At 63.6% G+C, this 19,456-nt stretch carries 20 protein-coding genes; 10 read left to right on the plus strand and 10 right to left on the minus strand.

The features are described from left to right. Positions 1 to 6: 6 nt before the first annotated feature. From NLY37_RS22290 to NLY37_RS22310, 5 genes are all read left to right on the plus strand, one after another. Complete coding sequence (locus tag NLY37_RS22290) at positions 7 to 303, plus strand: hypothetical protein (RefSeq protein WP_286440238.1); 297 nt, start codon at positions 7 to 9, stop codon at positions 301 to 303. 53 nt (positions 304 to 356) lie between these two features. Continuing rightward, positions 357 to 1,976: a signal recognition particle-docking protein FtsY gene (ftsY, locus tag NLY37_RS22295; protein WP_502882114.1), complete on the plus strand. Its 1,620-nt coding sequence runs from the start codon at positions 357 to 359 to the stop codon at positions 1,974 to 1,976. A gap of 61 nt (positions 1,977 to 2,037) precedes the next feature. After that, a complete protein-coding gene (locus NLY37_RS22300) occupies positions 2,038 to 2,709 on the plus strand; it encodes a septation protein A (protein ID WP_023710236.1) in 672 nt (223 codons plus the stop codon). Between the two features lie 60 nt (positions 2,710 to 2,769). Further along, positions 2,770 to 3,390, plus strand: coding sequence for a pyridoxamine 5'-phosphate oxidase family protein (locus NLY37_RS22305; protein WP_023742110.1), 621 nt, complete (start codon positions 2,770 to 2,772; stop codon positions 3,388 to 3,390). 58 nt (positions 3,391 to 3,448) lie between these two features. After that, positions 3,449 to 3,994, plus strand: coding sequence for an NADPH-dependent FMN reductase (locus tag NLY37_RS22310; RefSeq protein WP_023742109.1), 546 nt, complete (start codon positions 3,449 to 3,451; stop codon positions 3,992 to 3,994). A gap of 83 nt (positions 3,995 to 4,077) precedes the next feature. Here NLY37_RS22310 and NLY37_RS22315 read toward each other — a convergent pair whose 3' ends face one another. Together NLY37_RS22315 and NLY37_RS22320 are read right to left on the minus strand one after the other, a co-directional pair. Beyond that, complete coding sequence (locus NLY37_RS22315) at positions 4,078 to 4,284, minus strand: tautomerase family protein (RefSeq protein ID WP_013528835.1); 207 nt, start codon at positions 4,282 to 4,284, stop codon at positions 4,078 to 4,080. Between the two features lie 165 nt (positions 4,285 to 4,449). Beyond that, positions 4,450 to 5,370, minus strand: a complete 921-nt coding sequence (locus NLY37_RS22320) for an SMP-30/gluconolactonase/LRE family protein (RefSeq protein ID WP_023742108.1) — start codon at positions 5,368 to 5,370, stop codon at positions 4,450 to 4,452. A gap of 284 nt (positions 5,371 to 5,654) precedes the next feature. On the opposite strand from NLY37_RS22320, the gene NLY37_RS22325 reads away from it, so the two are divergent. Next, on the plus strand, positions 5,655 to 5,822 hold the full coding sequence (locus NLY37_RS22325) for a hypothetical protein (RefSeq protein ID WP_023742107.1): 168 nt from the start codon (positions 5,655 to 5,657) through the stop codon (positions 5,820 to 5,822). A 183-nt stretch (positions 5,823 to 6,005) separates the two neighbouring features. On the opposite strand, the gene NLY37_RS22330 is transcribed toward NLY37_RS22325, so the two are convergent. The 4 genes from NLY37_RS22330 to ccmA all read right to left on the minus strand — a co-directional run bounded on the left by NLY37_RS22330 (position 6,006) and on the right by ccmA (position 8,401). Then, positions 6,006 to 6,587 (minus strand): DsbE family thiol:disulfide interchange protein, encoded by a 582-nt coding sequence (locus NLY37_RS22330; RefSeq protein WP_023742106.1) that lies wholly within the window; start codon positions 6,585 to 6,587, stop codon positions 6,006 to 6,008. Beyond that, entirely contained in the window at positions 6,584 to 6,775 is a 192-nt protein-coding gene (gene ccmD / locus NLY37_RS22335; RefSeq protein ID WP_023742105.1) for a heme exporter protein CcmD, read from the minus strand. Before ccmD ends, NLY37_RS22330 begins: the two co-directional genes overlap by 4 nt. 122 nt (positions 6,776 to 6,897) lie before the next feature. Then, positions 6,898 to 7,563 carry a heme exporter protein CcmB gene (gene ccmB, locus NLY37_RS22340; RefSeq protein WP_023742104.1) on the minus strand — a complete coding sequence of 222 codons (666 nt, stop codon included), beginning with the start codon at positions 7,561 to 7,563 and terminating at the stop codon, positions 6,898 to 6,900. 229 nt (positions 7,564 to 7,792) lie between these two features. Beyond that, a complete protein-coding gene (gene ccmA, locus NLY37_RS22345; RefSeq protein ID WP_023742103.1) occupies positions 7,793 to 8,401 on the minus strand; it encodes a heme ABC exporter ATP-binding protein CcmA in 609 nt (202 codons plus the stop codon). A gap of 285 nt (positions 8,402 to 8,686) precedes the next feature. Here ccmA and acnA point away from each other — a divergent pair, with 285 nt between their 5' ends. The 3 genes from acnA (at position 8,687) to NLY37_RS22360 (ending at position 13,588) form a co-directional block, all read left to right on the plus strand. After that, on the plus strand, positions 8,687 to 11,377 hold the full coding sequence (gene acnA, locus NLY37_RS22350; protein ID WP_023742102.1) for an aconitate hydratase AcnA: 2,691 nt from the start codon (positions 8,687 to 8,689) through the stop codon (positions 11,375 to 11,377). Between the two features lie 434 nt (positions 11,378 to 11,811). Beyond that, positions 11,812 to 12,591, plus strand: coding sequence for a DUF1223 domain-containing protein (locus NLY37_RS22355; RefSeq protein ID WP_023683845.1), 780 nt, complete (start codon positions 11,812 to 11,814; stop codon positions 12,589 to 12,591). 610 nt (positions 12,592 to 13,201) lie between these two features. Beyond that, complete coding sequence (locus tag NLY37_RS22360) at positions 13,202 to 13,588, plus strand: DUF2794 domain-containing protein (protein ID WP_023742101.1); 387 nt, start codon at positions 13,202 to 13,204, stop codon at positions 13,586 to 13,588. Between the two features lie 120 nt (positions 13,589 to 13,708). Here NLY37_RS22360 and NLY37_RS22365 read toward each other — a convergent pair whose 3' ends face one another. From NLY37_RS22365 to NLY37_RS22380, 4 genes are all read right to left on the minus strand, one after another. Then, positions 13,709 to 14,290 (minus strand): GNAT family N-acetyltransferase, encoded by a 582-nt coding sequence (locus tag NLY37_RS22365; RefSeq protein WP_023698867.1) that lies wholly within the window; start codon positions 14,288 to 14,290, stop codon positions 13,709 to 13,711. Between the two features lie 117 nt (positions 14,291 to 14,407). Further along, positions 14,408 to 15,148, minus strand: coding sequence for a Bax inhibitor-1/YccA family protein (locus tag NLY37_RS22370; RefSeq protein WP_023742100.1), 741 nt, complete (start codon positions 15,146 to 15,148; stop codon positions 14,408 to 14,410). Between the two features lie 239 nt (positions 15,149 to 15,387). Then, positions 15,388 to 17,937 (minus strand): ABC transporter permease, encoded by a 2,550-nt coding sequence (locus NLY37_RS22375; protein WP_286440275.1) that lies wholly within the window; start codon positions 17,935 to 17,937, stop codon positions 15,388 to 15,390. Continuing rightward, positions 17,937 to 18,638 (minus strand): ABC transporter ATP-binding protein, encoded by a 702-nt coding sequence (locus tag NLY37_RS22380; RefSeq protein ID WP_023742099.1) that lies wholly within the window; start codon positions 18,636 to 18,638, stop codon positions 17,937 to 17,939. Before NLY37_RS22380 ends, NLY37_RS22375 begins: the two co-directional genes overlap by 1 nt. A gap of 86 nt (positions 18,639 to 18,724) precedes the next feature. On the opposite strand from NLY37_RS22380, the gene NLY37_RS22385 reads away from it, so the two are divergent. After that, a complete protein-coding gene (locus NLY37_RS22385) occupies positions 18,725 to 19,387 on the plus strand; it encodes an arylesterase (protein ID WP_488377138.1) in 663 nt (220 codons plus the stop codon). Positions 19,388 to 19,456 lie beyond the last annotated feature (69 nt).

The raw sequence follows: 19,456 nt of genomic DNA on the forward strand, positions 1-19,456 counted from the left end.
TGAAGCATGGCCGGTTTTTTCAAGAACATATTTTCGTTCGGCAAGAAGGAAGGCGTCGAGGAGCGCATCGACGAAACCGCTCCCCTGCCGCCGATCAAATGGGATGCGCTTGAGGCGCTGAAGCCGGCGGCCGAGCAGGTCGTTCCGGAGTTCTTGAAGCGCGAGGAGCCCGAGCCGCCGACGCCCCACCCTCCCCTCGATGGGGAGGGTCGCCACGAAGTGGCGGAGAGGGGTGAGAGCGCCGACGCCGGCGCCACTCACCCCCAAGCTTCGCTTGGGGCCTCCCCCATCGAGGGGAGGTAAAGCCTGCGCCGCAGTCGGCGCCAGAAGAACCGAAGCCCGAACCCGCGCCGACCATCCCGCCCGCGCCGGAACCGGTCGTCCCATCCGAGCCGGAACCGTTGCCGGAGCCCGCGCCGGAAGAAGCCCCCGAACCTGAGACGCCTGCCGAGCCGCCGGAGCCCGAGGAAGTTCCCGCGCCGCCGGCTGTTCCGAAGCCCGCGCCCGAACCGCAGCCGCAAGAAGTTCCGGCCGCACCGGCCAAGCCGGAGGTTGAACCAGCGCGCCCGGAGAGGCAGCCGGAACCGGCCCCCGTTGAAGTACCAACGCCTGCCGAGGAGCCGGCCGAAGCACCAGCGCCGATCGAAGTGCCGCAACCGTCCGCGCCTCCCGCACAGCCTACCTCAGAGGTCAGCGCCGCCCCGCCTGCCGGCACCTTCTCCCCGTATAGCCACGGGGAGAAGGACGAGGCGCCCCACCCTCCCCTCGGTGGGGAGGGTCGACGCGAAGCGGCGGGGTGGGGTGACAGCGCTGACGCCAGCGCAAATCACCCCCACCCCCAAGCTTCGCTTGGGACCTCCCCCATCAAGGGGGAGGTAAAGCGCACGTCGGTTGAAGCTGTACCCGCGCCGGTCGAAGCCAAGACCATCGTTGCCGAGCTAGCGCCCGCGCCGGCCCCGCAACCTTCGCCACAGTCAAAACCAGCTCCCGGCAAAGTCACCGTAACCAAAAAGGTCGAGCAGAAAGCCGAGCCGCAAAAGGCGCCCGAACCGGCGCCGCGACGCTCCTGGTTCCAGCGCATGCGCGACGGGCTTGCCCGCTCCTCGAAAGAACTCACCGGCAACATCGCCGGCGTCTTCACCAAGCGCAAGCTCGACGAGGAGACGCTGCAGGATCTGGAGGACGTGCTGATCCGTGCCGATCTGGGCATGGAAACAGCCTTGCGCGTCACCGATGCCCTCGCTGCCAGCCGCTACGGCAAGGATGTCTCCGACGCGGATGTCCGCACCATCATGGCGGCCGAGGTGGAGAAGGTGCTGGCCCATGTCGCCATGCCGCTGGAGCTCGACCTGTCGCACAAGCCGCATGTCATTCTGGTGGTCGGCGTCAACGGCACCGGCAAGACCACGACCATCGGCAAGCTCGCCGCCAAACTGACCGATGGTGGCCTGTCGGTGATGCTGGCCGCCGGCGACACGTTTCGCGCTGCAGCCATCGAGCAGCTGAAGATCTGGGGCGAGAGGACGAAGTCGCCGGTCATCGCCTCGAAGATAGGCGCGGATGCCGCCGGCCTCGCCTACGACGCTTTCGAACGCGCCAAGGAGGCCGGCTCCGACGTGCTGATCATCGACACCGCCGGCCGGCTGCAAAACAAGACCGAACTGATGGCGGAGCTGGAAAAGATCGTGCGCGTGCTGGGCAAGCTCGATCCGGAAGCGCCGCATACCGTGCTGCAGACGGTCGACGCCACCACCGGCCAGAATGCGCTCAATCAGGTCGAGATCTTCCGCAATGTCGCCGGCGTCAACGGCCTGGTGATGACCAAGCTGGACGGCACGGCGCGCGGCGGTATTCTGGTCGCGATCGCGGCAAAGCACAAACTGCCGGTCTACTTCATCGGCGTCGGCGAACAGGTCGACGACCTCGAACCATTCTCGGCCAGCGAATTCGCCAGGGCGATCGCGGGCGTAGCGTAAAAAGCACGATCCCGAAGAGCTGCAGGCTTTTTTGGACAAGATCATGCGTCAGAAGGAAGTCATGAACCCTCCCATCCTCGAACGCGACCCGTCCGACCCGCGAAAGAAGAAAGAAAGCGTCAATCCGCTGCTCAAGCTGGTGCTGGAACTCGGGCCGCTGATGGTGTTCTTCTTCGCCAATGCACGCGGCGCCTGGCTGGTGCAGAAATTTCCTGTCCTGGCCGAATTCGGCGGGCCGATCTTCGTCGCCACCGGCCTGTTCATGGCGGCGACGGCGGTCGCGCTGATCGCCTCCTGGCTGCTGCTGCGCACCTTGCCGATCATGCCGATGGTCTCGGGCGTCGTCGTCTTCATCTTCGGCGCGCTGACGCTCTATCTGCAGGACGACGTGTTCATCAAGATGAAGCCGACCATCGTCAACACCCTGTTCGGCGGCGTGCTGCTCGGCGGTCTGTATTTCGGCCGATCGCTGCTCGGCTATGTCTTCGATTCGGCCTTTCGCCTCGATGCCGAAGGCTGGCGCAAGCTGACTTTCCGCTGGGGCCTGTTCTTCCTGTTCCTGGCTCTTGCCAATGAAGTGGTGTGGCGGAATTTTTCCACCGACTTCTGGGTTACCTTCAAGGTCTGGGGCATCATGCCGATCACCCTGTTGTTCACCTTCAGCCAGATGCCGCTGATCCTGCACCATTCGATCGAGGATAAGGCCGAGAAGGTGGAAGAAGCCGGCAAGTAGAGCAATTCCAGGAAAAGTGTGAAGCCGTCCGGAATTGCGTCAGAATAAACGGAGACGGCCATGGAATTCGTCACCACGCGCGATGAACTGAGGACGATCTACAAGACGCCGCGGCCGACCGACACCTCGATGCGCAAGGAACTCAGGGCGCTCGACGGCCACTGCCGCTCTTTCATCGGCAAGAGCCCTTTCGTGCTGATCGGTTCTTCCGACGGCGCCGGCAATGCCGACGTGACGCCGAAAGGCGACAGGCCCGGCTTCGCCCTTGTCCTCGACGACAAGACCATCGCCATTCCCGACCGGCCCGGCAACAACCGGCTGGATACGCTGGAAAACATCCTGCTCAACCCTTCGGTCGGGCTGCTTTTTCTCATCCCCGGCATGAACGAGACGCTGCGCATCAATGGCGACGCCCGCATAACCGTCGATGCCGGTTTGCGCGAGCGCCTCACCGTCGACGGCAAGCAACCGCAAAGCGTCGTCGTGGTGAGCGTCAAGGCCGCTTACATGCACTGCGCCAAGGCCTTCATGCGCTCCGAATTGTGGAAGCCGGACAGCTGGCACGACCGCGCGACGTTGCCGACGCTCGGTCAGATCCTGTCCGATCAGATGGCGCATGCCGAAACTGCCGACGATTTCGACCGCTCGCTGGACGAAGCCTACAGCAAGACCCTGTGGTAGATTTCGGGTACGATTCGCCATTGCAGTCCTTTGCCGGTTTCCCTAGCCCTGTTTCCCCGTGATCGAACTCCTCGCCATCTCCGGCAGCCTGCGCGCCGCCTCGACCAATTCGGCGCTGCTGGCGGCGCTGTCCGCGAACGCGCCTTCGGATTGCCGCGTAACTGTCTATGACGGGCTCGGCCTGCTGCCGATCTTCAACCCGGATGACGAAGGCGAGCGCACACCGGCCGAGGCCACGCGGCTGATCGAGGCCGTCACCGGCGCCGACGGCATCATCGTCTCCTGCCCCGAATATGCCCATGGCGTGCCGGGCGGCATGAAAAACGCGCTCGACTGGCTGGTCTCACGCGACGCCGCAGTCGAGCCCGCCATGCTGGCCCACGCCTCCGCGCGCTCGCTCTATGCCCGCGCCGCGCTGGCCGAGATCATGCGCACCATGTCGTTCGCGCTTTGTGAGGACGCAGTGCTGGAGATCGCCTTGCTCGGCAAGAAACCGCCGGAGATGGAAGCGATCCTGGTAGAGGACGAGAACCTGCGGGCCATGCGCGAAGCGGTGCAGGTTTTCGCGAGTTTTATACGCGCAAACGTTGCCTCGTCATCCTAGGGCGGAGCAAGGAGCGAAGCGACGCGGCGCAGACCCTAGGATGACGAACGAAAGGGTGCGGCGCACCCCAACGTGCCGCTGTGCTACCCCTTCCGCAACGTCTCGACATCAGTCTTGCCGACATACCAGTCACGCGCATTGACCTCTTCGAACACCACCCAGACGTCGTCATTGCTAAGCCCGGTGGCGTCCATGATGGCCGCCGTGACCTTTTTGGCGATGTCGGCCTTCTTGCCAGCGGGATCAGCGGCGATCACTTCCTTGACGATGCGGATGTTGACGAATGGCATGACGTCCTCCCCTTGAATTGTGTCTGATACCGCCGCCGCTGGGCGGCTTCGAAATCCGCTCCGGCGAACCACTTGGCGGCGGTTCCGGCGGCCGCCGCGCAACAGGCGCCGCGGACATGCGCAGAAACGCCATCAAGGGCCGCCAGAGAAGCGTTTCCAGCAGCCTCAATACGTCTTCGCCCCGTTCACCATCAGCCGCACCATGTAGAGCGACGTGGTGCCGGCGATGTAGAGGCAGTTCAGCTTGTTGCCGCCGAACACGCAATTGGCGGTCACTTCCGGCACCTTGACCTTGCCGATCAGCGTGCCGTCGGGATCGTAGCAATGGATGCCGTCGGCGGCACTGGTCCAGATGCGGCCGGCCTCGTCGAGCCGGAAGCCGTCGAATAGGCCGGCCGTGCAGTCAGCGAACACCTTCCCGCCCGAGACCTTCTTGCCGTGCTTGCCGACGTTGAAGACCCGCATATGCGCGGGGTTCTGCGCGCCATGGGTGCGGCCGGTGTCGACGACATAGAGCTGGCTTTCATCCAGTGAAAAGGCAAGCCCGTTCGGCCGGACCATGTCGGTGATGACGGCCTCGACCTCGCCCGTATCCGGATCGACCCGGTAGACATTGCAAGCGCCGATCTCGCTTTCGGCCTTGTCGCCCTCATAGTCGGTGTCGATGCCGTAGCTCGGATCGGTGAACCAGATCGAGCCGTCGGATTTCACGACCGCGTCATTGGGCGAATTCAGCCGCTTGCCTTTCCATTCGGCCGCGATGGTGGTGACGGAACCGTCATGCTCGGTGCGGCTGACGCGGCGGCCGGAATGTTCGCACGTCACCAGTCGGCCCTGGCGGTCGACGGTGTTGCCGTTGGAATTGCCGGAGGGCTGACGAAAGACGCTCACATTGCCGTCGGTCTCGTCATAGCGCAGCATCCGGTTGTTGGGGATGTCGGACCAGACGACATAGCGGCCGGCGGCGAACCAGGCCGGCCCTTCCGCCCACTGACATCCGGTAAACAGCTTTTCCACCTGGGCGTTGCCGTTGAACAGCCGCGCGAAACGCGGATCGTGAATTTCGTAATAGTCTGCGGTCGCCATGCATTTCCTCCGGGCATCACGTGACGCGCGGATCAAGCCAGCCTGCGGGCGCGATGGCAAGGTGGCGCAGGCGCAATTGTAAGACAAAAGGTGCCCGGCCGGCATGGCCCGCCAGCCTGTCCGGCCGTTTATGGTGCTGTAGCGCTGTATTAACCCGCTATGCGCCCTGTGCAATGGTGCATTGCAACATCTTCTTTTTGCATCGCACCATTCCTATGTCATGGTGCGAACGACCAAGGGAGGAACAATTCACCGCTGATACGCGGTACGAAAGGACCCTTGCTATGGCTTTTGACAACCTCTTCTCCCGCGCGCGCACCTCGATGGCCAAGCGCCGCCACTACAACCGCCTCGTCGCGGAAATCGAAAACCTGACGAGCCGCGATCTGGCCGACCTGCGCGCCGACCGCTCGGAAATGCTCTACCAGGTCCACAAGCAGATCTACGGCTGAGCTTTCGGACGTCAGCGGGGCACCGCCCCCTCACCCGGATTGCCAAACCGAATTGCATGAGCAATTCGGACAATCCGACCTCTCCCCTCGGGGAGAGGAGCTAGCCTGTGCCGATGCTTCCCTCTTCTCCCCGCGGGGATAAGGTGGCCGCGTAGCGGCCGGATGAGGGGCATGGCGCCAACGTCAGCCCGGTACCGCGAGCGCTTTTTCAATCTGCGGCAACAGAACATCCCTCGCCGACTCCCCGGTCAGCGGCCCGACATGCTTGTAGGCAATCTTGCCGTCCTTGCCGATGACGAACGTTTCCGGCACGCCGTAGACGCCCCAGTCGATGGCCGTGCGGCCAGCCTCGTCGACACCTATCGCCTGGAATGGATTGCCGAGATCACCAAGGAACCGGCGCGCGTTTTGCGCTTGGTCCTTGTAGTTTAGCGCGGCCATGACGAAGCGCTTGTCCTGCGACAGCGCCAAGAGCACCGGATGCTCTTCCCGGCACGGCGCGCACCACGATGCAAAGACGTTGACCAGCGTTACCTTGCCGGCGAAGGCTTTCGAATCCAGCCCGGGCAGGTTTGACCCTTCCAGCGCCGGCAGGTTGGTCTGCGGCGCCGGCAGGCCGATCAGCGCCGACGGCACTGCCGCCTCGTCGCGTCCCGACAAAAGCTGCGACAGGAACAATCCGGCGAGGCCGAGAAAAACCAGCAACGGCAACAGCACGATCAGGCGGCGGCGCGGCGACGCCGGCGTTTCGCTTTCCGTGCTCATGGCTTGCTGGCCCCAGTGCTGGCCCCAGTACCGGCTTTGTCCGAGCGACGCCGCACGCCGGCCGCTTCGAGGTCTGCCAGTTCGCGCTTGCGGGTCCGCTGGTCGAGCAGGATCCAGCCGATCAGCCCGGCCAGCACGATCGCCGTGATGCCATAGGCGGCCGCGACATAGATTGCGTGTGCACTCATGCGATTCGCTCCCCTTCCACCGTCACTTCGTCGTGCTCGATCATGGCCTTCCCATAGCTTTGCGGCCTTCTTAGCTTTGCGGCTGGGGCTTCGCAATTGATCGTCGCGCCGGAGCGGTCATATCAATCCGTTCCATGCCGCAGCGCCAGCGCCGCCGCCACCGGACCCAGCACGGCAAGAAACAGCGTCAGCGCGGCAAGAATGAGGAAGGGCTGCAGGAACGGATCAGGGTCGGCCACCGCGCCGTAGCTCGCCGACACCCCGAAGATCAGCACCGGGATGGTCAGCGGCAGCACCAGCACCGAGATCAGCAGCCCGCCACGCGGCAGCGCCACCGCCACCGCCGCCCCGACCGCGCCGATGAAAGTGATCGCCGGCGTGCCGACCAGCAGCGTGAGCGCGGTGGCGCCGATGCTGAGCGGCTCCATGTTCATGAACAGGCTCAGCAGAGGTGCCGCAACCACCAGCGGCAGAACGCTGCCCGCCCAATGCGCCAGGCACTTCACCAGCACCGTCAACGTCAGCATGTGGCCGTCATTGCCCAGCACCAGAAGATCGAGCGAACCGTCTTCGCGATCGGCCTGAAACAGCCGGTCGAGGCCGAGCAGGCAGGCGAGCAGAGCGCCGATCCAAAGGATCGCCGGACCGATGCGGCCCAGCAGCTTCAGGTCCGGCCCGACACCGAAGGGGATGGTGGCGATGACGGCGAGGAAGAAGATCACGCCGGTGAGCGCTCCGCCGCCGGCACGGATTGAGAGACGGACGTCGCGCAGGAAGAGGGCTAGCATTGCCAAGCCGCGCCTGCGGTTTGATCGCCATCTTGCCGAATGTGGCGTTCCTTCACACCCCCCTCTGTCCTCCCGGACATCTCCCCCGCAAGGGGGGAGATTGGCAGCTCCACTGCTGACGCCTTTTTTTCAATGCCGGTGATTGGCGAAAGCCGGCATGACATCTGATCTCCCCCCCTGCGGGGGAGATGCCCGGCAGGGCAGAGGGGGGTGGGCGGGAATGCCGGCATCACCCTGTTGCTCCCATCCTCAATTCCTTCGCCCCATCCAATCCGAGCGGCAAATGCGTCGCCGCGACAATGATTCCACCTTCTGCGCAATGCCTCGCCATCAGCCCCGCAAACCGCGCCTCCGAAGCCTTGTCCAGTCCAGCCGTCGGCTCATCCAGCAGCCAAAGCGGCTTATGACTGACCAGCAATTTCGCAATCGCCGCGCGCCGCCTTTGCCCGGTCGACAGATAGCCGAAAGGCAGGTGGCCGATGCCGCCGAGACCAACCGTCTCCAGCGCCTCTTCGACACCCGACTGCCCATCGCCGTTGAAATCGCGCCAGAAGCGCAGATTCTCCGCCACGCTGAGCGCCGTCTTCATTGCATTGAGGTGGCCGAGATAGTGGATCGCCGAAGCGATCGTCGGAAACGTCTCGCCGCCGCCCTCGATGCGCACGTCGCCTTGCGCCTTCGGCAGCAGCCCGGCGATGACCCTGAGCAGCGTCGATTTGCCCGAACCGTTCGGCCCGGTGACGACCAGCACCTGGCCCTTGTCGAGCGCAAAACCGATGCCGGAAAAGACCGTCTCGCCGCCGCGTTCGCCGCCCAGATTTTCGGCAATCAGCCGCATGCCTGCCCGTCCCGAAAACTTTACCGCGCGATAGCTGCCGCATCGCACAAATTTGCTCCGCAACTGTCTAGAACTATTCCAGAAAATTCTCTATATGCGGGACATCCGTGCCAGCGGTCGGCACGGGAACAGAATTTGCGCCGAACCAGCGCACGCGCCGCCTTGAACGGCTCGGGTTGGCTGGGAACGGACAGCGGAAATGGCCGTACCCGCACCTTTGCGCGTGATTGCATGCCCATCGGCGTCCGTTCCCTTTCAGGCTGAACAGACAAGGACGGACCGCACGTGTCAAAATCCCTCGACAGTTTCAATTGCCGCCGCACCCTCACCGTGGGTGGCGCGGACTATGTCTATTACAATCTGGTCGAGGCCGAGAGGAACGGCCTCACCGGCATTGCCCAGCTGCCTTATTCGATGAAGGTGCTGCTGGAAAACCTTTTGCGCAATGAAGACGGCCGCTCCGTCACCAAGGACTCTATCCAGGCTGTGGCCGGCTGGCTGACCGACAAGGGCACCGCCGGCGTCGAGATCGCCTATCGCCCCGCGCGTGTCCTGATGCAGGATTTCACCGGCGTCCCGGCGGTGGTCGACTTGGCCGCCATGCGCGACGGCCTCAAGGCGCTCGGCGGCGATCCGCAGAAGATCAATCCGCTGGTGCCGGTCGACCTCGTCATCGACCACTCCGTCATCGTCGACGAATTCGGCACGCCACTGGCCTTTGCCAGGAATGTCGAGCTCGAATATGAGCGCAACGAAGAGCGCTATAAATTCCTGAAATGGGGCCAGCAGGCGTTCCGCAATTTTCGCGTCGTGCCGCCCGGCACCGGCATCTGCCATCAGGTCAACCTCGAATATCTCGGTCAGGTCGTCTGGACCAACACGGAAGACGGCGAAACGACCGCCTATCCCGACACCTGCGTCGGCACCGATTCGCACACCACTATGATCAACGGCCTTGGCGTCCTCGGCTGGGGCGTCGGCGGTATCGAGGCCGAGGCGGCGATGCTCGGCCAGCCGGTTTCCATGCTGTTGCCCGAAGTCATCGGCTTCCGCCTTACCGGCAAGCTCAGGGAGGGCATCACCGCCACCGACCTCGTACTGACCGTCACCCAGATGCTGCGCAAGAAGGGCGTCGTCGGCAAGTTCGTCGAGTTCTTCGGCCCGGGCCTGTCCAACATGACGCTGGCCGACCGCGCCACCATCGGCAACATGGCGCCCGAATATGGCGCCACCTGCGGCTTCTTCCCGGTCGACGGCGAGACCATCCGCTACCTCACAATGTCGGGCCGCGAGGAAAGCCGCATCGCCCTGGTCGAGGCCTATTCCAAGGCGCAAGGCATGTGGCGTGACGCCGGCTCGGCCGACCCTGTCTTCACTGACCTGCTCGAACTCGAGCTCGACAGCGTCGTGCCGTCGATGGCAGGTCCCAAGCGCCCCGAAGGCCGCGTTCCGCTCGAAGGCATTCCGGCCGGCTTCGCCAAGGCGATGGAGACCGAGTACAAGAAGGCTGCCGAAATCCACAAGCGCTATGCCGTCGGAGGCACCGACCATGATCTCGGCCATGGCGATGTCGTGATTGCCGCCATCACGTCCTGCACCAACACCTCCAACCCGAGCGTGCTGATCGGCGCCGGCCTCTTGGCGCGCAACGCCAACCGGCTCGGCCTCAAGCAGAAGCCGTGGGTGAAGACCTCGCTGGCGCCGGGCAGCCAGGTGGTCGCCGAATATCTGGAAAAGTCCGGCCTGCAGAAGGAGCTCGACCAGATCGGCTTCAACCTGGTTGGTTTCGGCTGCACCACCTGCATCGGCAATTCCGGCCCGCTGCCGGCGCCGATCTCCAAGACCATCAACGATAAGGGCCTGATCGCCGCCGCAGTGCTCTCCGGCAACCGCAACTTCGAAGGCCGTGTTTCACCTGACGTGCAGGCGAACTATCTGGCGTCGCCGCCGCTGGTGGTAGCCCATGCTTTGGCCGGCACCGTCACCAAGGACCTGACCACCGAGCCACTCGGCGAAGGCCGCGACGGCAAGCCGGTCTATCTCAGGGATATCTGGCCGAGTTCGGCCGAGATCCAGGAGTTCATCGAGAAGAACGTCACACGTGAGCTGTTCGCCCGCAAATATGCCGACGTCTTCAAGGGCGACGAATACTGGCAGAACGTCAAGGCGCCGGAAGGCCAGACCTATGCCTGGGACGACAACTCGACCTATGTGCAGAACCCGCCCTATTTCGCCGGCATGACCTCCGGTTTCGGCAAGATCGGCGACATCAAGGGCGCGCGCGTGCTCGGCCTGTTCGGCGACAAGATCACCACCGATCACATCTCACCGGCGGGTTCGATCAAGGCCGCTTCCCCGGCCGGCAAATACCTCACCGACCATGGCGTCGGCGTTGCCGACTTCAACCAGTACGGCACAAGGCGCGGCAACCATGAGGTGATGATGCGCGGCACCTTCGCCAACATCCGCATCCGCAACCATATGCTGGGCGAGAACGGCCGCGAGGGCGGCTACACCATCCACTACCCGTCGAAGGAAGAGGAATCGATCTACGACGCGGCGATGAGGTACAAAAAGGAAGGCGTGCCGCTGGTCATCTTCGCCGGCGTCGAATACGGCAACGGCTCCTCCCGCGACTGGGCAGCTAAAGGAACGAATCTCCTCGGTGTCCGTGCCGTCATCGCCCAGTCCTTCGAGCGCATCCATCGCTCCAACCTGGTCGGCATGGGCGTCATCCCCTTCGTCTTCGAGGAAGGCACCTCATGGGCCTCGCTCAACCTCAAGGGTGACGAGCTGGTCGAGATCGACGGCATAAGCACCATCAAGCCACGCCAGACGATGATCGCCAAGGTGACCTATGGCGACGGCACCGTGAAGAACGTGCCGATCATCTGCCGCATCGATACGCTGGACGAACTCGACTACTTCAAGAATGGCGGCATTTTGCAATACGTGCTGCGCGATCTGGCCGCGTAGCGGCCAGGGCTTAGGCAGTAGGGATTGGGCGGTAGCGGGGAACGACATCCCCTACTCCCTACTCCCTACTCCCTACTCCCTACTCCCTACTCCCTACTCCCTACTCCCTACTCCCTACTCCCTACTCCCTACTCCCTACTCCCTACTCCCTACTCCCTACTCCCAGTCTTTCCAAAGCATTGCCCGACCCGATCGAAGCCCCGCCCTGTACGACAGGAGTAAAAACCGGCTGGGCTCAGCAAGATCTGCCCCACGCTCCTGATGCCATGCTCCCGATCGAACCGGGCGGTGAAGTGCTCCCCCTGTGATGGCCATACCCATGGTTGCGGCAGCAAAAATTTCACCGCAACGTGACTTCCCGTTGACTGTCGCTTCTGCCACAAATCTGGGCAACCAGAACAAGGCCGGCGTCACCGGCGGGAATCGGAACGATCATGGCACCTCGACACCCTCTGCGGCTTGCGGCTTTTGCGCTGGCCTTCTCGGCGCTTGCCGGGACCGGGTTCGCCGAGGAATCGGGAACGACCCAGACCGACAAACCGCAGATTGACAGGCCCTTGGGCGTGGTCGAGCTGTTCACCAGCCAGGGCTGCAATTCCTGCCCGCCGGCGGACGCTTTCTTTGCCGAGCTGGCGGCCAAGGACAACGTCGTCGCGCTCGCCTACCACGTCAATTACTGGGACTATCTCGGCTGGCAGGACACGCTGAGCAGCAAGGACAATACCGACCGGCAATATGACTATATGCGCGCCTTCGGCACCCGCTCCGTCTACACGCCGCAAGCCGTCATCAATGGTCGCAGCCATGTCAACGGCGCCAGCCGCAAGGAGGTCGACGGCGCGCTTGCCCGCATGGAGAAATCCGGTGAAGGCATGCGGGTCAGCGTCAAGGTCAGCCGCACCAGCGATCGCGTCATGATCGATGCCGGCGACGCCGGTAGCGGCCCCAGCGACGCCCATGTCGTCATCGTCTATTTCGAACCACCGCAGACGGTGACCATCGCCAAGGGCGAGAACACCGGCCGCAGCATGACCTACTGGAACGCCGTCACCGGCATCCAGACCGCCGGCATGTGGCACGGCAAGGCGCAGCGCTACGAATTGCCGATGACCGAGATCGCCAAGAAAGGCGGCTGCGCCGTGCTGCTGCAATCGGTTGGCAAGGACGGCCTGCCGGGGCCTATTCTGGGCGCGGCGTTTATTCACAAGCCTTAAGAGGCTGGTCCATACCTTTTGATATCGGCGGGACAGCACCCCCCTCTGGCCTGCCGGCCATCTCCCCCGCAAGGAGGGAGATTGGCAGCTTCGCCACATCCGCCATCCTGTCCCACGTTTGAGATTGGCGAAAGCAAACGCGAAATCTGATCTCCACCCTTGCGGGGAGATGTCCGGCAGGACAGAGGGGGGTGTGAAGGATCACGACGACAAGTGTCTGGCGCCGCCCAACAAAAAAACCGACGTCAGCTTGCTTCTGACGTCGGTCATTTAGGCTTTGGGATCGTCGCACCCGGTCTCTCCCTGAGGAAAGTCCGAGGTTGGTTCGATCCGACGCAGACCCGTGGGCGGGGGGCTTGGGGTTTACGAGCCGGTGCCGGACCGAACCGTCTCAGGCAACGCCGGTAAATTCGTCGGACATTGGGGCATGAGCGCGGATAAAAAAGGGCGGAAATGTGGCGAGGCATCACCAATTCAAACACCGCGTTTTATAAAAGTGACTGGACGTTGCGAAAACAGCGCGGTCCCGGGATGGTTAGCCGGGCCTTGCAATTCCACGGCGAACACGCCAACTTCTGCAAGCGAGATTCATTTTCAAAGGGATCGCGGGATGACCGATCGCAGCGGTGGGACGGAGGATGGGGACGCATTCGCAATATTGATCCCGCTGCACGAGGCGCGACGCGAACGCCTCGACCAGCCGGTCCGTTTCGACCGGCGTGAACTCGATGAGATCCTGAGGCTGTACGGACGCATGGTCGCCGCCAACGAATGGCGCGACTATGCCATCGATCATCTGTCTGATCGGGCTGTGTTTTCAGTCTTCCGCCGGGCCAGCGAAGTGCCGCTGTTCCAGATCGTCAAGGATCCGAAACTGGCGCGCCGGCAAGGCGCCTTCGCCGTCATCGCCGCCGGCGGCCGAATCCTCAAGCGCGGCCAGGAACTCGGTCGCGTGCTCAACGTCTTCGATGCTAAGCTGAAGATTGTCCAGGCCTAATTGAGAATTGGGGAATTGAAGAATTGAAGAATTGAAGAATTGAAAAAAGAGGATGTAGCGGTCGAAATACCGCCGGGTTTGTTGCTATTCAAATCCTCAATTCTTCAGTTCTTCAACTCCTCAATTCCCGCTCCTCAGGCTCTCACGAAACTTCCGCTCCGGCAGCGAATGCGGATCGGGCGGAACCGTTGCGCCGCCATTCAGCGACAGCTGCATGAACACCGTGTCAAGCCAGCGCCCATGCTTGTAGCCGGAGCCTTCCAGGCGACCGGAATGGCGAAAGCCGAGCTTTTCATGCAGCCGCACCGAGGCGCTGTCTGCATGGCCGTCACCGATCACCGCGACGATCTGGCGAAAGCCCGCCATACGGCAGGCTTCAATCAGCGCCTGCATCAGCAGCAGCCCGACGCCCTGGCCCTTCGCATCAGGCGCGACATAGACGGAATCCTCTACGATGAAGCGGTAGGCCGGGCGCGGCCGGAACGCGCCGGCATAGGCGTAGCCGAGCAGCGCGCCATCTCGTTCCGCCACCAGATAGGGAAAGCCCCCCGCCGTCAGGCTGTCGAAGCGCCCACCCATCTCAGTGCGGCTGGGCGGCTCGAGCTCATAGCTCGCGGTGCCATGCGTCACGGCATCGCCGTAGATCTCGGTGATTCGGCCGAGGTCGCCTTCCAAGGCCGCGCGGATGGAAATAGTGCTCATGATTTATGCAGACGATTCATCTGCCTCCATGACAGCAAAGGCCGGCACAAAAGAAAAGGGCGGCCGTTGGCCGCCCTCTTGATATCAGCTGGTCCAGTTGCCTGATGGGAAGACCGCCTAGCGGCGATCGCCCATGAACTGCAGCAGGAACATGAACAGGTTGATGAAGTCGAGATATAGCCTCAACGCGCCCATGATCGCCTTGCGGCCGGCAACGTCGGCCTGATCGCCTTCGTAGTACATTTCCTTGATGGTCTGCGTGTCATAGGCGGTGAGCCCGGCGAAGATCAGCACGCCGAGCGCCGAGATGGCGAAGCCGAGCGCCGACGACTGCAGGAAGATGTTGATCAGCATGGCGATCACCAGGCCGACCACGCCCATGACCAGGAACGAGCCGAACGCCGAAAGGTCGCGCTTGGTCGTGTAGCCGTAGAGCGACAGCGCGCCGAAGGCGGCCGCCGTGGCAAAGAAGGTCTGAGTGATCGAGGCGCCGGTGTAGACCAGGAAGATGGTCGACAGCGACAGGCCGACCAGGCCCGAATAGACCCAGAAGGTGGTTTGCGCCGCGGCCACGCTCATCGACTGGATCCTGAACGACAGGAAGAAGACGGCGGCGAGCGGAGCCAGGATGACCACCCAGCGGAAGGCGCTGGCATAGATCAGCGTGCCGAAAGCGGTCAGCTGTCCGTCGCCGGTGACGGCGAGCTGGAAAGCGCCCCAGGCGGCGACGCCGGTGATGAGGAGGCCAAGCCCCATCAAATTGTAGACCTTGAGCATGTAAGTGCGCAGGCCTTGGTCGATGTCGGCGCGCGCGCCCGGCACGGCCGAAGTCTGGTAGTTGCGAATGGGCTCAGCCATTGGAATCCTCTGTTGCTTCTGCCCCGTACGGTGTCAGGCCCTTTCGGACCTGGGCGCCGCTGGCGGGGCTCCAGCATGCCTGTGGCGAAATATGATGGTTCTTGACGTCAAGAACAAGACCGTAACGGGCTGCAACGCTTGGTGAATCTCCGGAAGCCGGTTTTCTTGGGCTTCCATGACTGCACATTACCAAGATTTAATCGGAAACGGCAGATTCGGCCAACCTTGCCGTTTGGGGCCTAGAGGTCGCGCAGCACCGGCGCCGCCTTGTGCCCGAGCACCCGCCAGGTGCCGGCAAGGCCGATGCCGACCGTGATCACCAGCGCAAACACCAAGGTCGCCACTGCCACCTCCGGCATGAAATGCGACGGCAGTGTCATGATGCGGGCAACGATGTACCAGGCGGAGACGCCGCCGGCAGCCAACGCGAACACCGCGGTGGCCAGGCCGATCAGCATGTATTCCAGCGAAAACGCCGCGATAAGCGTGCGCCTCGTGGCGCCCAGCGTCTTCAGCACCACGGCATCGTGGATGCGGGCGCGATTTCCCGCGGCGAGCGCGCCGGCAAGCACCAGCACCGAAGCGATCAAGGCAACGCCGGCCGCGGCCCGGATCGCCGTGCCGAGCTGGCCGACCAGCCGGTTGACGACATCGAGCGCGTCCTTGACCCGAACTGTCGTCACCGCCGGGAAGGCGCGGGTGACGGCGTTCAGCAGGCGGGCATCCTCTGCTGCCGTGGCATCCTTTTCGGTCAGCGTCGCCAGCCAGCCATGCGGGGCGCCGGCAAAAGTGTTGGGCGAGAACACCATGACGAAGTTGATGCCCATCGTCTCCCATTGCACCTCTCGGAAATTGGCGATCCTGGCCGTCACATTGCGTCCGAGCACATTGACGGTGACGGTATCGCCAAGCTTCAGGCCGAGCGCCTTGCCTTCATCGTTGGAGAACGAAACCAGCGGTTCGCCGCTGTAATTCTCCGGCCACCAGATGCCTTCGGTCAGTGTCGCATTGGCCGGCTGTTTGGCGTCGTAGGTCAGGCCGCGATCGCCGCGCAGCACCCAGGCGCCTTCCGATGGCACATTGGCCTTGTCGACACTAACGCCGTTCAGCGCCATCACCCGGCCGCGCAGCATCGGCACCTTGACCAGCGTTCCCTTCGGCGCCTCTTTGCCGATCAATGTCGAGAAGGCATCGACCTCGCTATTCTGGATGTCGACGAAGAAGAAATTCGGCGCCCGTTCCGGCAGACTGCCGGAGATCTGCTGCCTGAGATTGCCGTCGATCAGCGCCAGCGTCACCAAAAGCGTCAGCCCGAGCCCGAGCGACAGCACGACGGACGGCGTCAGCGCGCCGGGCCGGTGGATGTTGCCGATGGCGAGCCGAAGCGCGACCGAGCGCACACGCGGGCTTTTGCGCGCCACCCACTGCACCAGAGCACCGACCAGGCGCAACACCAGAAAGGCAAAGATCGTCGCGCCGACGAAGATCAAGGCGATGCGCCGGTCGCCAGAAAACAGGATGGCCAAAGCCGCCAAAGCGAGCGCGATGCCGACCGCCGTGGCAAGATAGGGCAGGCGTGGAAAGCCTCGGCCCTCAAAACCCATTTCGCGAAACAGCGCGGTCGCCGGCACATCGCGGGCGCGGCCGAGCGGCAACAGCGCGAAGGCCAGCGTCACCAGCAGCCCGAACAGCGCGGCAAGAGCCAGCGCACCGGGATAGAAGCCGCCTTCAGCCGGCACCGGAATGACCGACTGGAGCGCAGCGCTGGCTGCAAACGGCATGGCGGCGCCGAGGATGAGGCCAAGCGCGATGCCGAGGCCGGCGATCATCAGGATTTGCACGAGATAGACGGTGAAGACGAAGCCGCCCGAGGCGCCAAGGCTCTTGAAGGTGGCGATGACGCCGCGCTTGCCGTCGAGATAGGCGCGCACCGCATTGGCAACGCCGACGCCGCCGACCACCAGCGCCGTCAGCCCGACCAGCGTCAGGAATTGCGAGAAGCGCTCGATGTTGGCCGACAGCGCCGGCGCCGCATTGGAACGCGTGCGGATCGACCAGCCGGCTTCAGGGAAATCGCTCGCCGCCCGATCCTGGATGGCTTTGAGATCGGCTTGGCTGGCGCCGGCCGGCAGCCGAACCTTGTAGGCATTCTCGACCAGGCTGCCCGGCTGGATCAGGCCGGACGCGGCAAGCCCCGCGGTCGAGACCATCAGCCGCGGCGCGAAGCCGAAACCGTCCGACACCGCATCCGGTTCGCTCACCAGCCTGGCCCGCAATTCGAATGTCGCGCTGCCGACCTTCAGCCGGTCACCGATCTCCACATTCAGCCGGTCGAACAACAGGTCGGGCGCGGCGGCGCCAAAGACGCCTGATTTCTCGCCGAACAAATCCTTTCTGCCAAGCTGCGGCGCGGTCTCGATCGCGCCATAGAGCGGATAGGCGTCGTCGACGGCCTTGGCCTCGACCAGCGCCTGGTCGGAGCCGTCTTCCAGCCGCGCCATCGAGCGCATATTGGCGCTGTGCGACACAGTGCCGAGGCGGTCGAGGAAGGTGCTTTCGGCTGGCGTCGCATCGCGCTGGTTGAGCTGGAAGCGCAAGTCGCCGCCAAGCAGCGTCTGGCCCTGGTCGGCAACGCCTGCGGTGATCGCCTGCGCCACCGAATTGACCCCGCCGATTGCAGCGACGCCGAGCGCGATGCAGGCAAGGAAGATCATGAAGCCGGACAGTCCGCCGCGCATCTCGCGCAGCGAAAAGCGGAACGCGAGCTTCAGCGTCTGCGACAGTGGCATCAGGCCGGCACCTTGACCTGCGCTACCGGCGCATCCTCGATGCGGCCGGAGCGCATCGACACCTGGCGCGAGCAGCGCGCCGCAAGGGCCGGATCGTGCGTGACCAGCACCAAGGTCATGCCGCGCTCGGCCGCTTTGGCGAACAAAAGGTCGGCAACCTGCCGCCCCGTCGCCTGGTCGAGATTGCCGGTCGGCTCGTCGGCGATGAGAATGCGCGGCGACGGCGCCAGCGCGCGGGCGATCGCCACGCGCTGCTGTTCGCCGCCGGACAGCTCGCCCGGATAGTGGGTGACGCGGTCGCTCAAGCCCACCGCTGCCAGCTCGCGCGCGGCGACGCCGAACGGATCGGCATGGCCGGCCAGTTCCAGCGGCACTGCGACATTTTCGAGCGCCGTCATGTTGGGAATGAGATGGAAGGACTGAAAGACGATGCCGATGTTTCGGCCCCGAAACGATGCGATCTCGTCCTCGCTTTTGCCGTTCAGCAATTCGCCGGCGATCCGCACCGTCCCCGAATCGACCTGCTCCAGCCCGGCAAGCACCATCAGCAAGGTCGACTTGCCGGAACCCGAAGGGCCGACGATGCCGGTCGCCTCGCCGAGCGTCACGTCAAGGCTGACGCCTTTCAGCACATGCACGGACGAAGCCCCTTGGCCCAGGGTCAGGGATATGTCTTTCAGCGCGATGACGGCTTCTGTCACAATTAAAGCGTCCTATATCAGGATGAAGGCTCTGCTTGCCGGAAGCCGCCGCCGGAAGAATTCCTCGGGTATATGGGGCCTGCCACATGTCTTTCAAACGCAAGATATCTTTCAAACGCTTGAATGCCGCAGGGCTCGTCCTTTTCGTCACCCTTTGCGGCGCCATTTCGTCCGTGCGCGCCGAGACGTTCACCATCGTCGGCTTCGGCGACAGCCTGATGGCCGGTTTCGGCCTCGGGCCTGGCGATGGCTTTACCGACAAATTGCAAGCTGCGCTGCGCGCCAAAGGCCATGACGTCACCGTAGCCAACGCCGGCGTTTCAGGCGACACCTCGAGCGGCGGCTTGGCGCGGCTTGACTGGTCGGTGCCGGATGGGACAAGGCTGGTTATCCTCGAACTCGGCGCCAACGACATGCTGCGCGGCGTCTCGCCCAGCATTACGGAAAAGAACCTGGACGACATGCTGGCGAAGCTGAAAGCGCGCAAGATCGCGGTGCTTTTGGCCGGCATGCGCGCCGCTCCCAATCTCGGCGCCGACTACCAGAACGCCTTCGATGCGATCTACCCAAAGCTGGCCGCGAAATACGATGTGCCGCTCTATCCGTTTTTTCTCGATGGCGTCGCCGGGCAGTCCGGCCTGCAGTTGGAGGATGGCCTGCATCCCAATCCGAAGGGCGTCGCAGCGATGGTCGAGCGCATCATGCCCGCCGTGGAGAAGGCGATTGCGGCAGTTGAGGGTGGCGGTTGAACGCCGGCCTGACGAGAATAACGCGGCGTTCGCCTCGCGCGAACTTTGAAACAAAAGACCGGGCTGCCG

Source organism: Mesorhizobium sp. C395A (assembly GCF_030323205.1).
In the GTDB taxonomy this organism is placed as follows: domain Bacteria; phylum Pseudomonadota; class Alphaproteobacteria; order Rhizobiales; family Rhizobiaceae; genus Mesorhizobium.